The 13634-nt window shown below is 42.5% G+C and carries 13 protein-coding genes, 3 tRNA genes and 2 rRNA genes; 5 read left to right on the top strand and 13 right to left on the bottom strand.

The window, feature by feature from the left end; translation table 11 throughout:
• Positions 1–11 precede the first annotated feature (11 nt).
• Positions 12–644 carry an RlmE family RNA methyltransferase gene (locus LU276_RS02145; RefSeq protein WP_284674041.1) on the bottom strand — a complete coding sequence of 211 codons (633 nt, stop codon included), beginning with the start codon at positions 642–644 and terminating at the stop codon, positions 12–14.
• A gap of 176 nt (positions 645–820) precedes the next feature.
• Between LU276_RS02145 and LU276_RS02140 the strand changes: the two genes are divergently transcribed.
• Positions 821–1141 (top strand): YhbY family RNA-binding protein, encoded by a 321-nt coding sequence (locus LU276_RS02140; protein WP_284674040.1) that lies wholly within the window; start codon positions 821–823, stop codon positions 1139–1141.
• A 69-nt stretch (positions 1142–1210) separates the two neighbouring features.
• Positions 1211–1810 (top strand): DOMON domain-containing protein, encoded by a 600-nt coding sequence (locus tag LU276_RS02135; RefSeq protein WP_284674039.1) that lies wholly within the window; start codon positions 1211–1213, stop codon positions 1808–1810.
• Between the two features lie 97 nt (positions 1811–1907).
• On the opposite strand, the gene LU276_RS02130 is transcribed toward LU276_RS02135, so the two are convergent.
• Positions 1908–2570, bottom strand: a complete 663-nt coding sequence (locus tag LU276_RS02130; RefSeq protein ID WP_284674038.1) for a CHAP domain-containing protein — start codon at positions 2568–2570, stop codon at positions 1908–1910.
• Positions 2571–2842: 272 nt separating this feature from the next.
• Here LU276_RS02130 and LU276_RS02125 point away from each other — a divergent pair, with 272 nt between their 5' ends.
• Together LU276_RS02125 and LU276_RS02120 are read left to right on the top strand one after the other, a co-directional pair.
• Positions 2843–3358: a hypothetical protein gene (locus tag LU276_RS02125; protein ID WP_284674037.1), complete on the top strand. Its 516-nt coding sequence runs from the start codon at positions 2843–2845 to the stop codon at positions 3356–3358.
• 101 nt (positions 3359–3459) lie between these two features.
• Entirely contained in the window at positions 3460–3690 is a 231-nt protein-coding gene (locus LU276_RS02120) for a hypothetical protein (protein WP_284674036.1), read from the top strand.
• On the opposite strand, the gene lpxC is transcribed toward LU276_RS02120, so the two are convergent.
• The 3 genes from lpxC to epmB form a co-directional block, all read right to left on the bottom strand.
• Entirely contained in the window at positions 3687–4604 is a 918-nt protein-coding gene (lpxC, locus tag LU276_RS02115; protein ID WP_284674035.1) for a UDP-3-O-acyl-N-acetylglucosamine deacetylase, read from the bottom strand. The two genes, LU276_RS02120 and lpxC, sit on opposite strands and share 4 nt — an antisense overlap.
• A 200-nt stretch (positions 4605–4804) precedes the next feature.
• Positions 4805–4881: transfer RNA gene (locus tag LU276_RS02110), tRNA-Val, on the bottom strand.
• A 57-nt stretch (positions 4882–4938) separates the two neighbouring features.
• Positions 4939–5955 (bottom strand): EF-P beta-lysylation protein EpmB, encoded by a 1017-nt coding sequence (gene epmB / locus LU276_RS02105; protein ID WP_284674034.1) that lies wholly within the window; start codon positions 5953–5955, stop codon positions 4939–4941.
• Positions 5956–6100: 145 nt separating this feature from the next.
• Here epmB and efp point away from each other — a divergent pair, with 145 nt between their 5' ends.
• On the top strand, positions 6101–6670 hold the full coding sequence (gene efp, locus LU276_RS02100) for an elongation factor P (protein ID WP_284674033.1): 570 nt from the start codon (positions 6101–6103) through the stop codon (positions 6668–6670).
• 62 nt (positions 6671–6732) lie between these two features.
• Here efp and LU276_RS02095 read toward each other — a convergent pair whose 3' ends face one another.
• The 8 genes from LU276_RS02095 to LU276_RS02060 form a co-directional block, all read right to left on the bottom strand.
• A complete protein-coding gene (locus tag LU276_RS02095; protein ID WP_284674032.1) occupies positions 6733–7503 on the bottom strand; it encodes a tRNA threonylcarbamoyladenosine dehydratase in 771 nt (256 codons plus the stop codon).
• Positions 7500–8342 carry a TatD family hydrolase gene (locus tag LU276_RS02090; RefSeq protein ID WP_284674031.1) on the bottom strand — a complete coding sequence of 281 codons (843 nt, stop codon included), beginning with the start codon at positions 8340–8342 and terminating at the stop codon, positions 7500–7502. Before LU276_RS02090 ends, LU276_RS02095 begins: the two co-directional genes overlap by 4 nt.
• Positions 8343–8410: 68 nt before the next feature.
• Complete coding sequence (locus tag LU276_RS02085; RefSeq protein ID WP_284674030.1) at positions 8411–9445, bottom strand: 5'-nucleotidase; 1035 nt, start codon at positions 9443–9445, stop codon at positions 8411–8413.
• Between the two features lie 11 nt (positions 9446–9456).
• Positions 9457–9993: a pilus assembly FimT family protein gene (locus LU276_RS02080; protein ID WP_284674029.1), complete on the bottom strand. Its 537-nt coding sequence runs from the start codon at positions 9991–9993 to the stop codon at positions 9457–9459.
• A 60-nt stretch (positions 9994–10053) separates the two neighbouring features.
• Positions 10054–10167: ribosomal RNA gene (gene rrf, locus LU276_RS02075) — 5S ribosomal RNA — on the bottom strand.
• 131 nt (positions 10168–10298) lie between these two features.
• A 23S ribosomal RNA gene (locus tag LU276_RS02070) occupies positions 10299–13156 on the bottom strand.
• A 267-nt stretch (positions 13157–13423) separates the two neighbouring features.
• A tRNA-Ala gene (locus LU276_RS02065) sits at positions 13424–13499 on the bottom strand.
• Positions 13500–13503: 4 nt separating this feature from the next.
• A tRNA-Ile gene (locus tag LU276_RS02060) sits at positions 13504–13580 on the bottom strand.
• Positions 13581–13634: the final 54 nt, after the last annotated feature.

Raw genomic sequence — 13634 nt, 5'->3', positions numbered from 1 at the left:
AGCCAGATTATCTATTTAATCGCCACCCAGAACATTTCTTTTGATCGTGGTCGGCTAGCAGCAGGCTTAATACTTTTAATTTTACTGAACTTTTTTTGCATTTGGGCACGAAGCTCAGGCGAACCTTCACCCTGAAAAACTTTCATGATAAGTGCACCGCCTTCTGGTAGCACCTTTAAAGCAAAATCCACCGCCAGCTCACACAGATACATCATGCGTGGCATGTCCACTGCCGACATACCTGAAGTGTTTGGTGCCATATCAGAGAGTACCACATTGACGCTTCGCCCATCAACCTCAGCCATGATTTTATCAAAAACTTCCTGTTCACGAAAATCACCTTGAATAAAGGTAACATTCTCCAAAGTATCCATCGGTAAAATATCAGAAGCAATCAGCACACCCTCATCACCCACAAGCTGACCTGCTACTTGCGACCACGAGCCAGGGGCAGAACCCAAGTCCACCACCGTCATGCCTTTTTTAATAAGACCTGTCTTTTCGTTAATCTCAAGCAATTTATAAGCCGCTCTAGCACGATAGCCATCTTTTTGGGCTTTTTGCACATAAAAATCATCAATATGCTCTTTCATCCAAGCACGACTAGATTTTGAAAATTTCTTATTGGTGATGCGAGTTGCCATGATGCCTTAATAATCCGTAACAACGACGGTAGCGTTCAACAATCACCGTCATGTCTATGATAAATTTTACTAAATAAATTCAATAACGCTCTAGTTTACCATTTTCTCAGATAATTTGGGATAATTTCTGCTATAATGTTCATAAAATTCGCAAATTTTTCACTTTGGAAATATTTATGAGCAACAAAAAAGCACAAAAACAAGACCTAAAAGAGTTGCGTGGCATCGGTCATCGCCTAAATCCTGTTGTCATCGTTGGTAGCGATGGTCTTAGCCCTGCTGTTATTGAAGAAGTTGGGCGTGCCTTGCATGACCACGAACTCATCAAAATCAAAATTCCTGCAGGCTCTTCTGACGCAAGAAAAGAGTGTGCCAATACACTGGCAGAAGCAACCGAGAGTGAAGTCATTCATCACATTGGACGCATGGTACTGTTACTTCGCAAAAACCCAGAACCCAATCCTAAGCTGTCTAACTTAGCAAGATTTGGATACTAATCATCGAAAAGTCGTTTGTATAAGCGACTTTTTATTTAAGCAATTCTATCTTAGTCATTTAGAAAAATCATGACCATACATTCACATCACCTGTTTTTTCATCGGTTGGCTATGCCATCCACGACAAAACGCTTTATACTCACACCCACTACAGATGACGCCCCAAAAATACAAGTCATCGTCAGCACCCAAAAAGACACCCTACAATTAAGCTATTATATTGAGCAATGCGACTGGTTAAATGTATCCTACCACCCTACTGACAAACTAGAACGCCAAGATTTTTTATGGGAAGAGCATTGCCTAGAATGCTTTTTTGATTTGCAAGGCGGTGATGGCAAATCTTATTTTGAGCTGAATTTTTCGCCAAATGGTGCATTTAATCTGTATCGCTTTGATGATTATCGCTCACCAAGCACGCTACCGCCCATGCGAGCAGATGGCTCTGTAACAGTCAATAAAAACGAACATATTTATCAAAATCAAATCACAATTAATGTCTATCACTTAGGCGTTACACTCGATGGCATCAAGCAGATGAACATCAACAACATCAATCCTACCGCCATCTTATATCATAATGGCACACCCATTTTTTATGCTTCTTGCCATGCAAGCCCACCCGACTTTCACAACAAGGCATTTTGGCAAACTCTAGTTCAAGACTAACTCAAAACTCCACCCCCATCAGACACCCTGTGCAAACAAATCTCTTTGAGTGCCAAAAAAACCGACCTTATTGGTCGGTTCTATATCAGTTCATCGTTTATTGTTCATTTAAAGCCAACATAATGCCTGTGTCTGCCGATGCATCCGCATGACGCATATCACGCCACACGGTATAGCCATTATGTGCACTATATGGGCTGAATTTTGGTTGGCGATAGTCAGAAACCCATTGATTGCCATCATAAATCTGAATATGACCGTGTGGGTTACGAGCAGTGCGGTTAAATACAACCACATCACCAATCTGCGGTTGATAATTATCATTGCTGATTTTGGTAAATCCTGCACTTGCCAATGTGCCATTTGCATACTGATACGCTGATGGGTTTGGAGTAAACTCATAACCTGCTGATTGCAAGGCCTTTCTAACATACAAAGCACAGCGACCCATACTCTTACCGTGTGCCACTCTTGAAGCAGCCTTAGCAGCAATACTTGGTGCACTATTTGCAGTGAGCGGAGCAGGTTTGGCTAAAGACTGGTAATTACCACTAAGATTTGATGCGTTTGAAGATTGGTTGGTGTATGATGTTGGTGTCGCTGACTGTCTAGCAATCAACTGGTTGATGGTATCATCAATATTTACCACATCAACATTCGTATAGCCCACTTGATCTACTTGGATGCTATTTGACTGGGCAATACTAGATTGTCCAAAAGTCAGCCCAACTGCTGACATCAACCAAAATACTCTTTTCATAGATATAGTCCTTGCACGCCCAAAACATACTTGGCTTAGCCCCTTTGTTTGGTCGGCCTTAATTGGGTTTTGATTAAAAGCTTGTGAACAGCGATACACATCCGAATGCACCAAGATTACCTAACACAATACACATACAACAAAAAACAACACAGCTTAACAGTCTTTTAAAAAGCCATACAATTTTGTTGGTAATCTACTCGTAAGGCATGATACACTTGCTCTGTTGGACACCATGTCCATGGTTTTTTGGCATTATAATAGGTAAGAGTATGTCCGATTTAACAAAACCAAAGCATATTGATGATTTGTTGGTCAAAAATAACACCCCAAACCACTTAGCAAGCACGCTTGAAAAACAAGCCGCCGCTGGTGCAAGCATTCCCAAACACCTTGCAGAGCAGATAGAACAACGGCACTCTTATGGTATTTTGGTAAAAAATGCTTTACAAGCACTGTTTCCAAGTGAGCTACTTAACGACTGCATCATTGCTCATGTCGACAAGCATCGCCTTACAATAGCTCTACCTTCAACAACCGCTGCCAATCATATGCGCTATCTTACCGATAGTTGTGTTCAAGCTTTGCGTACATATGATAAACGGTTTTGTTTTTTAGAAGAGCTTAGCGTCATAGTAACGCCAAAAACTCAATCATCAGACTCTCGCCAATTCAGTTCCAAAAAAACCTTAAGCGAAAACACGAAGCGTATTATAAACCAAACCGCAACGACTGTCATCACCCATGAAGGGTTAAAGCAAGCACTATTGCGTCTGAGTAATGACTAATCAGTGAACGACTGTTTATTGTCATAGTTTTGTGAATAGATGGGTAAATATTGCCTAGTTTTGTAAAGTTATGTAATCAAAAAAACCAAAATCAGACCATCATGCCAACATCAATCAATGATTCGTATTCTACGATAACTGATGGCCCGCCATTGTTAAAGCCTAGAATCACAAAGGCTTATCAAAAGAAAAACCGCCTGATGCTACAATTTGGCGGTTTTTCCTTGATTGTAATAACCAGCTTGATAATGCAGTTGGCAAAACCCATCCAATCTTACTATTTAATTGCACAAAACTTACTTATTATTGGTTATTTAGCAAATTTGACTTAATTTTTGATAGAAAAAACAGGCTCTAAATATTCAATGGGTGCGTTTTCTTTGTTACAAAAACTTACAATTTCATAGCAACTTGGGTCAGCAAGCACGGCACGAATTAGCATATTATTCACCGCATGGCCTGATTTATAAGCAGAAAAATGTGCCAAAATCGGATACCCGATAACAAATAAATCACCCACTGCATCAAGCATCTTGTGACGGACAAATTCGTCAGGATAACGGAGACCTTCTTTATTTAAAATCGAAGTGTCATCAAGCACCACTGCATTATCCAAACTACCGCCTAGGGCTAGATTTCTGGCTCTTAGGTACTCCAAATCCTTTAAAAATCCAAAAGTACGTGCCCTGCCGATTTCTTGGGCAAAATTGGCAGTATTAAAGTCTAGACTAATTTTTTGGTTGGTAGCTTTGATGGCTTTATGATCAAAATCAATCTCAAAATCCATCAAAAACCCCTTATCATAAGGCTCAAACTGTGCCCATTTATCACCATCAGTAACACGCACGGACTTTACAATCTTTAAGAACTGCTTGGGGGCGTCTTGCTCTTGAATGCCGGCCTGATGAATCAGATGCAAAAACGGTGCTGCAGAGCCATCCATGATAGGCATTTCGGGAGCATCAACCTTGATGACAAGATTGTCAAGACCGCACGCCGCCACTGCCGATAGCAAATGCTCAATCGTACCGACACGAGCCTCGCCACAAACCAGATTGGACGACATCATGGTGTCTTGTACCAAACTGGCACTCATCGGAATATGTGCATTATTCAAATCCATGCGTTCAAAGACAATACCCGCACCAGCTTCGGCAGGCGATAAGGTCAGCACCACCTGCTTTCCACTATGAAGTCCGATGCCAGTCGCTGTAATCTCTTGAGCGATGGTGCGTTCATAAATCATGGCTATTCCAAATGTTACAAAATATTTAACAAATAGTTTATCACTTCATCACAACTTTGTCATCCACTGACAAATCAAATCCGCAAAATTTCATCTTTAATTGCTTGACTACATTTAGTTTACTTAATAAAAGAATCACCACTTACAATAAATATAAAGCAAGAACCCCTGCAACCATTACGGTTACAGGGGTTTAAATATGGTAGGCGTAAACGGACTCGAACCATCGACCCCCACCATGTCAAGGTGGTGCTCTAACCAACTGAGCTATACGCCTAAAAAGTGTTGATTATTTTATCAATTTTTGAAAATTTTGCAAGCACTTTTTTACTTTTTATTCACGATACAGATTAACAGGGGTCTTATAGGGCTTGTTAGGCAGTTCCTGAACTAGCTTTGGCACCAAATATCCTGACAATCGCTCAAGCATCTGCCAATAAATCTCCACCGCTTGAGCAATAGGCACATCAAAATGAGCCGCCCCCTGCACCTTATCCAGTACATGCAGATAATACGGCAACACCCCTACCCCAAACAACGCATGACTCAGTTTGCATAGCGTATCTACATCATCATTCACACTTTTTAATAGCACAGTTTGATTCAATAGCGTAATACCCGCTTGTTTTAAGGCTTGACATTTATCCTGCAAAACCGTATCTATTTCATTGGCATGATTGATGTGCAACACCATGACAATGTTCTTAGGCGAATTTTTTAATAAGGTTAGTAACGCATCATCAACACGGCTTGGCAACACTACTGGCAGACGAGTATGAATGCGAATGGTTTTGATATTGGGCAGAGCATTTATCATCTCAAACCATAATGCCAAACGGCGATGACTTAGACTTAATGGATCCCCACCACTAAAAATCACTTCATCAATGTCATCGCAAGCGGCAATATAACTCCCAATTTCTCCCATTTGAGCAGCTGTTGGCATATTCGCCTGATAATCAAAATGCTGGCGAAAGCAATAACGACAATGCACCGCACACGCCCCTGTGGTCGTAATCAACACACGGCTTTTATATTTGTGCAACAACCCCTTAATGGGATTATGTTCATGTTCAAGCAAAGGGTCGTTGCTGTATCCTGCCATCGCTATTGTCTCTTGCGTATCTGGCAATACTTGCAAGAGCAAAGGGTCGTTTAAATCACCTTGCTTCATCTTACGAACAAAAGCTCTTGGTACTTTTAGCCCAAATGACTTAGGGGTGTGTATTTTAGCACAATCAAGACCCAAAATCTCATACAGCTCATGGACGCTACTGACCGCTTGACCAAGCTCCTCTTGCCAAGTAGTACTTTTTAATTCATCAACCACTGGTATGGCGGAATTTTTCATAAAATCGTTCATTATCTTTTGACAACATTCAATAAAACTATATATAATGTGCTGTTTAGCGACATTTTCGGGCGTTTTATTATACCGCACTTTCGCCCCAGTTTGTTTTTTAACAAGTTTTTCTTTTTTAAAAAAGGTAATCATCATGGCAAGTTATTCTACCAATGATTTTAAAGCAGGTCTAAAAGTTATGCTTGATGGCAACCCCTGCTCCATCATCGAAAACGAATATGTAAAACCAGGTAAAGGTCAAGCCTTTAACCGTGTAAAACTTCGCAATCTAAAAACTGGTAAAGTTCTAGAACAAACCTTTAAATCTGGCGATAACCTAGAAGGTGCGGATGTGCTTGATACCGAAATGAACTATCTGTACAATGATGGCGAGTTTTGGCATTTCATGCACCCAGAAACCTTTGAGCAAATGTCTGCTGATAAAAACGCCATGGGCGATGCAGCACAATGGCTAAAAGAAAACTCAAACGCACTTTGCACCATCACCCTTTTTAACGGCACACCATTGAGTGTTACCCCACCAAACTTCGTTGAACTACAAATCGTTGAGACAGACCCTGGTCTTCGTGGCGATACTTCTGGCGGTGGTGGTAAGCCTGCACGCCTAGAAACAGGTGCTGTCGTTCGTGTACCACTATTTGTACAGCAAGAAGAGATTGTCAAGGTTGATACTCGTACAGGTGAATACCTCTCTCGTGTATAATCCTAATAAAAAATCCCCAATTTTGGGGATTTTTTATTACCATATTCAAGCCAAAGCCTTATTTATTTAGCAATCATCGATAGACACTCAGATACCATCACCATACCCACCACGCTTGTTACCGCCACCGCTGAGCCATAACCACCACAGTTTAGACCACTTTCACACACTGTCGCCAATTTTAACTGCTCAGCAGAATAAACACACTTGATGCCAAATTTACCCTTTTTATTTTGACTGATATTTTTCTCTTTAAGGCGAACTCGCAGCTTAGCAAGTAGTGGGTCTTGACTCACATCTTTTAGGTCGGCAACCTGAATCTGAGTTGGGTCAATTTTACCGCCTGCACCACCTGAGACAACCAATCTTATTTTATTAAATCGGCAGTGCAAGGCGATGGCAAGTTTGGCACTCATGTCATCAACGCAATCAAGCACCACAATACGGCGACCCATCGCTAAGGCATCTTGCACCATCTCTTTGGTAGGCAGTATGGTCTTAATGTTGTCAGGCGTAACAAAATCATCAACCAAGTTTAGCACAAGGTTAGGATTGATTTGTTTTAGTCGGTATGCCATCGCCTCTATCTTTGACTCACCAAGCGTCGAAGCTAAGGCGGGTAATTGTCTATTGATATTGCTCTCAACAAGCACATCCAAATCCACCAAAGTAATCTCACCAACGCCCGTTCGAGCAAGACCTTCGGCCGCCCAAGAACCTACACCACCCACACCAATCACATAGACATGAGCCTGACAGAATTTCTCAAAATTTTGACCATACAGCGTACGAGTGCCAGTAAATCCGCGAGCACTCAACATCTCATCATTCATGATTTATAAATCCAATTTTGACGCAAAGCTTCGTTCGTATTTTGCCACAGTTGCCTTGCCAGTACTTCTTTATCCATCTTAAATAGGACTGCCAACTCGTCAAGCACATAGGTCAAATTGGCAGGTTCATTCAAAAATCCTTGGTGTTGGCAAGGCACTGGCATCATATCGGGGCAATCAGTCTCAATCACAAAAGGCGATGTTCCAAATTGGCGAAATAACATCATGACCACTCGGCGTAATTTTTTCGCATTGGGATTGGTGATTTGCCCTGTAATACCCAATTTAAATCCCATTTTTACAAAAGCAAGTGCTTCTTGCTCACCACCACTAAAGCTATGAGCAATACCACCTAGTGCCTTAGCAGAATATTTTTGTGCTTTTAGAATCTGCAATGCTCGCCCATGTGCCTTACGAATGTGTAAAATGATGGGCAGGTCATGACTTTGCGCAAGCTTAATTTGTTCAATAAAAAACCGCTCTTGTTTGGCAAATATCTCAGGTATCGCCAACGACTTATCAAAAGTATCCAACCCAATTTCCGAAATAGCAATATTTTGATGAGCAGATAAGTACGCATCAAGCATTGATAAATCTTCATCACAATGTTCAAAGATGTATAAAGGATGTAGTCCAAATGCCAAATGAGCTTGAACCAACTGCTGATTAGATACCAACTTATGCACTTTAAGCATCCGTTCAAAGTTTTTTGCCGTAAGACCAATAAGCAACAAATGACGCACACCAACATCGTAGGCTCTTTTGGTGAGCATATCTCGCGTCATATCATAATCAGACATATCAAAATGTGTATGGGTATCAATCAATTCAATGGTCATTTTTTAGGCTACTTCATCTTGGTAACAATAATAAAATGACAACAACGAAGTTTTAACCGTGTTGTTCTTTATGATTTTTTCTGCGCACATGGATTAACCGGTTGAAAAACTTGGCTGTCTAAAGATTTAGTCAATTCATTAAGTGGAGAAGTAGAGTGATATGGCACTAAGGCAGATGGTACCACACTCCGTGCTGCATTAATATGCCTGATGGAATCATCAAAAAAAATATGCGGAGCAAAAGTTTTTAGTACCCTAGTTTTACCAAGCCCACCCAAAAAGAATGCCACATCAACACTTACGCCCCATTCACGCAAAGTTTTAATCGCTCTCATATCCGCAGGGGCATTTCTAGCGGTAACCAAAGCAATACGAATTGGGTTGTGCACCGCATCTTCAGTCTCATTGGGCAATTTATTTTGCAATTTAGACAGCTTAATCAAAAAATCCGCATAAGGGCCTTTTTGCATGGGCAAATCCATTAACTCATCTTCATGATGATGGAATGCTTGCAGACCTTGTTGTTGAAATACCAACTCACCAGCTTCATCAAACAACACCGCATCACCATCAAAAGCGATACGCACTTGCTCAGTATCTAACTCAGAGATATCAATAGGGGTTGCATCTAAAATCGCACAAGCACAAATTTTAGCATCAGCTACCTTTTGAGCATCCTCTTGATTGGTCGTTAAAAATAAATCCACATCAAAGTCTTTGATATAATCTGCCACCGATGCTCCTGATATAAAGGCAGAACGAGTAATACCCAAACCGTGCGTACGAATTGCATTTAACACTTGTATACCCATATCAGGCGTGGACTTAGAAACAATCACAACCTCTACAAAAGGCGATTCATCATGATAATCCTTTGATTGTTGATACTTATTGAGATTTAATAAGGCACGAATAAGTGGGTAGCCTGCACCATGTTGCAACGGCTCACTTTCCTGAGATTGCATATACTCACGAAAACGCTTAGCGGCAGTTTTTGCATTCTGTTGGGTTAATGTAAGCAATTTATCCTCAATGGCAGATAAATCAAATAATGCCGATGCTGAAATTGCCACAATCAAAGTCTGAGAAAAATCCACCGCCATCTAACCACCACCTAACAACCAATCTCAATCATGTCGCCTTGTTTTAAAGAAACCACGCCGTGAGCATTAATCACTACTTGAAAGCTGTTCTGCTTATTATCAGCAATATTACAATATTTAATATGTCCAAAATTACCACGGGGTTTACCTGTATCACCCATGAACTTCATGTAATCTCGACCTAGCGAAGCACGCATATCGATTATACCATATTTTAAAATTAATGGTTGGCTGCTAACAATATCGTCTTTTATGTCAAACTGGTTGTTATGATTGTTATCCAAAAATACCACAAGCCTCTGTTGAGCCACCTTACTGCACTGATCTGATGTATTCATCGCACAAATAATCACATCCTTGTCTTGTACATAGCTTTCTATTTTTGCCACACGAATAGACTCATAAATATAGCGACGCACCGCATTGGATTCAAATCTTTGCGCCAATACTTCATAATAAGGATAGGCAAAAAATAATAAGATGGAAATGATGAATAGCACAATCATCATCTCAAACAACCCAAATCCTTCTTGATGCTTTTCAATCATGAAACCCAACCCCAAACATAAACCCCCCACATTTTCCAATGTGAGGGGTTTGAAATAAGGTGCTGACGATGACCTACTCTCACATGGGCGAACCACACTACCATCGGCGCTAAGACATTTCACTTCTGAGTTCGGGAAGGGATCAGGTGGTTCCATCTTGCTATTGTCGTCAGCGTAAAAGGATTAACAACGCTGTATGAGTCTGTTTTTTTATTTTTATTCAAGATTGATTCAAGCTTGTTAGGTAAAATCTTTACACTTACTTATACAACACATGAAATGGTTTTAAACCACTTGGGTGTTGTATGGTCAAGCCAAACGAGCAATTAGTATTGGTTAGCTACACATGTCACCATGCTTCCACACCCAACCTATCAACGTCGTAGTCTACAACGGCTCTTTAGGGAAATCTTATCTTGAGGTGGGCTTCCCGCTTAGATGCTTTCAGCGGTTATCCCATCCGAACGTAGCTACCCGGCAATGCTTCTGGCGAAACAACCGGAACACCAGAGGTTCGTCCACTCTGGTCCTCTCGTACTAGGAGCAGATCCTCTCAAATTTCCAACGCCCACGGTAGATAGGGACCGAACTGTCTCACGACGTTCTAAACCCAGCTCGCGTACCTCTTTAAATGGCGAACAGCCATACCCTTGGGACCTGCTTCAGCCCCAGGATGAGATGAGCCGACATCGAGGTGCCAAACACCGCCGTCGATATGAACTCTTGGGCGGTATCAGCCTGTTATCCCCAGAGTACCTTTTATCCGTTGAGCGATGGCCCTTCCATACAGAACCACCGGATCACTAAGACCTACTTTCGTACCTGCTCGACTTGTGGGTCTCGCAGTTAAGCGCGCTTTTGCCTTTATACTCTTTGAACGATTTCCGACCGTTCTGAGCGCACCTTCGTACTCCTCCGTTACTCTTTAGGAGGAGACCGCCCCAGTCAAACTACCCACCATACATTGTCCTCGATACTGTTATATCTAAGTTAGAACCCCAACATAACCAGGGTGGTATTTCAAGGTTGGCTCCATGGCAACTGGCGTCACCACTTCAAAGCCTCCCACCTATCCTACACAAGTTAGGTCAAAGTTCAATGTAAAGCTGTAGTAAAGGTTCACGGGGTCTTTCCGTCTAGCCGCGGGTACACAGCATCTTCACTGCGATTTCGATTTCACTGAGTCTCTGCTGGAGACAGCGCTGCCATCATTATGCCATTCGTGCAGGTCGGAACTTACCCGACAAGGAATTTCGCTACCTTAGGACCGTTATAGTTACGGCCGCCGTTTACTGGGGCTTCGATCAAGAGCTTCGCTTACGCTAACCCCATCAATTAACCTTCCAGCACCGGGCAGGCATCACACCCTATACGTCCACTTTCGTGTTTGCAGAGTGCTGTGTTTTTAATAAACAGTTGCAGCAGCCTGGTATCTGCGACTGCCAACAGCTCAAAGAGCAAGTCTTATCACCATCGGCAGCGTACCTTCTCCCGAAGTTACGGTACCATTTTGCCTAGTTCCTTCAGCAGAGTTCTCTCAAGCGCCTTGGTATTCTCTACCTGACCACCTGTGTCGGTTTCGGGTACGATTTGTTTATGACTATCGCTTAGAAGCTTTTCCTGGAAGCATGGTATTTGCCACTTTGCCAGTAAACTGGCTTGCTATCAGATCTCAGTAATAGTCTAGCGGATTTGCCTACTAAACCTACCTACATCCTTCCACCTGGACAACCAACGCCAGGCTGACATAACCTTCTCCGTCCCTCCATCGCATCATAAACAAGTATTGGAATATTAACCAATTTCCCATCGACTACGCCTTTCGGCCTCGCCTTAGGGGTCGACTCACCCAGCCCCGATTAACGTTGGACTGGAACCCTTGGTCTTCCGGCGTGCGAGCTTTTCACTCGCATTGTCGTTACTCACGTCAGCATTCGCTCTTGTGATACCTCCAGCATACCTTACGATACACCTTCACAGGCTTACACAACGCTCCCCTACCACTTAATTGAAACAATTAAATCCGCAGCTTCGGCTCCTAGTTTGAGCCCCGTTACATCTTCCGCGCAGGCCGACTCGACTAGTGAGCTATTACGCTTTCTTTAAATGATGGCTGCTTCTAAGCCAACATCCTAGCTGTCTGTGCCTTCCCACATCGTTTCCCACTTAACTAGGAATTTGGGGCCTTAGCTGGCGGTCTGGGTTGTTTCCCTCTTGACGACGGACGTTAGCACCCGCCGTCTGTCTCCCGGATAGTACTCATCGGTATTCGGAGTTTGCATCGGTTTGGTAAGTCGGTGTGACCCCCTAGCCGAAACAGTGCTCTACCCCCAATGGTATTCGTCCGAGGCGCTACCTAAATAGCTTTCGGGGAGAACCAGCTATCACCGAGTTTGATTAGCCTTTCACCCCTATCCACAAGTCATCCCCTGGCTTTTCAACGACAGTGGGTTCGGTCCTCCGGTGCCTGTTACGGCACTTTCAACCTGCTCATGGATAGATCACTCGGTTTCGGGTCTATACCCTGCAACTAAGACGCCCTATTAAGACTCGGTTTCCCTACGGCTCCCCTAAACGGTTAACCTTGCTACAGAATATAAGTCGCTGACCCATTATACAAAAGGTACGCCGTCACGGAACAAGTCCGCTCCGACTGCTTGTATGCACACGGTTTCAGGTTCTATTTCACTCCCCTAACAGGGGTTCTTTTCGCCTTTCCCTCACGGTACTGGTTCACTATCGGTCAGTCAGGAGTATTTAGCCTTGGAGGATGGTCCCCCCATCTTCAGACAAGATTTCACGTGTCTCGCCCTACTTAATATGTCTCATAAACAGTTTCGCATACAGGACTATCACCTACTATGGTTGGCTTTCCCACGCCATTTTGCTACTGTAAATTTGATCGGCTCCTCCCCGTTCGCTCGCCGCTACTTGGGGAATCTCAATTGATGTCTTTTCCTCGGGGTACTGAGATGTTTCACTTCTCCCGGTTTGCCTTCTATCCAAAGAATAGAATACCTATCTTATGATAAGTGGGTTTCCCCATTCAGAAATCGCCGGGTCACAGGATATTGCCACCTCACCGACGCTTATCGCAGGCTATCACGTCTTTCATCGCCTCTGACTGCCAAGGCATCCACCATGTGCACTTCATTACTTGACCATACAACCCCAAGGGGTCTTATGGGTAATGTGTAACGATTTACCTATGTTTACGCTTGATTCAGTTCTCTTTACTTTATCCAATCACCTTCTATAAAAGAAGTGGAGTGTGATTGGAATGGTTAATTATTTGTTGGAATTAAATAATTAACCCAGACTCATATTTTCGTTGTTAAATAATGATATGAACTTCGTCAGTTCATAAAGTTAAAGCATAAATAAGAAATCTCTTATCAAATTGCTTATGTATGCTTTTGATGTTTAAATATGGTGGAGTTAAGGAGAGTCGAACTCCTGACCTCCTGCGTGCAAGGCAGGCGCTCTACCAACTGAGCTATAACCCCAATATGGTGGGTCTAATAAGACTTGAACTTATGACCCCCGCGTTATCAACACGGTGCTCTAACCAACTGAGCTATAGACCCGTTTTAAACATCTTACTAAAGAACAACTTGTTGTGAATTCTTGCTAATCAGATA

The organism is Moraxella haemolytica, from assembly GCF_030177935.1.
In the GTDB taxonomy this organism is placed as follows: domain Bacteria; phylum Pseudomonadota; class Gammaproteobacteria; order Pseudomonadales; family Moraxellaceae; genus Moraxella; species Moraxella haemolytica.
The sequence above is the reverse complement of the archived record's forward strand: the minus strand, read 5'-3'. Positions and strand labels throughout refer to the sequence as shown.

What these genes read in the sequence shown, in the direction of transcription:
- LU276_RS02145 (WP_284674041.1), bottom strand. Translation starts at nt 644, where the DNA reads ATGGCAACTCGCATCACCAATAAGAAATTTTCAAAATCTAGTCGTGCT.
- LU276_RS02140 (WP_284674040.1), top strand. Translation starts at nt 821, where the DNA reads ATGAGCAACAAAAAAGCACAAAAACAAGACCTAAAAGAGTTGCGTGGC.
- LU276_RS02135 (WP_284674039.1), top strand. Translation starts at nt 1,211, where the DNA reads ATGACCATACATTCACATCACCTGTTTTTTCATCGGTTGGCTATGCCA.
- LU276_RS02130 (WP_284674038.1), bottom strand. Translation starts at nt 2,570, where the DNA reads ATGAAAAGAGTATTTTGGTTGATGTCAGCAGTTGGGCTGACTTTTGGA.
- LU276_RS02125 (WP_284674037.1), top strand. Translation starts at nt 2,843, where the DNA reads ATGTCCGATTTAACAAAACCAAAGCATATTGATGATTTGTTGGTCAAA.
- LU276_RS02120 (WP_284674036.1), top strand. Translation starts at nt 3,460, where the DNA reads ATGCCAACATCAATCAATGATTCGTATTCTACGATAACTGATGGCCCG.
- lpxC (WP_284674035.1), bottom strand. Translation starts at nt 4,604, where the DNA reads ATGATTTATGAACGCACCATCGCTCAAGAGATTACAGCGACTGGCATC.
- epmB (WP_284674034.1), bottom strand. Translation starts at nt 5,955, where the DNA reads ATGAAAAATTCCGCCATACCAGTGGTTGATGAATTAAAAAGTACTACT.
- efp (WP_284674033.1), top strand. Translation starts at nt 6,101, where the DNA reads ATGGCAAGTTATTCTACCAATGATTTTAAAGCAGGTCTAAAAGTTATG.
- LU276_RS02095 (WP_284674032.1), bottom strand. Translation starts at nt 7,503, where the DNA reads ATGAATGATGAGATGTTGAGTGCTCGCGGATTTACTGGCACTCGTACG.
- LU276_RS02090 (WP_284674031.1), bottom strand. Translation starts at nt 8,342, where the DNA reads ATGACCATTGAATTGATTGATACCCATACACATTTTGATATGTCTGAT.
- LU276_RS02085 (WP_284674030.1), bottom strand. Translation starts at nt 9,445, where the DNA reads ATGGCGGTGGATTTTTCTCAGACTTTGATTGTGGCAATTTCAGCATCG.
- LU276_RS02080 (WP_284674029.1), bottom strand. Translation starts at nt 9,993, where the DNA reads ATGATTGAAAAGCATCAAGAAGGATTTGGGTTGTTTGAGATGATGATT.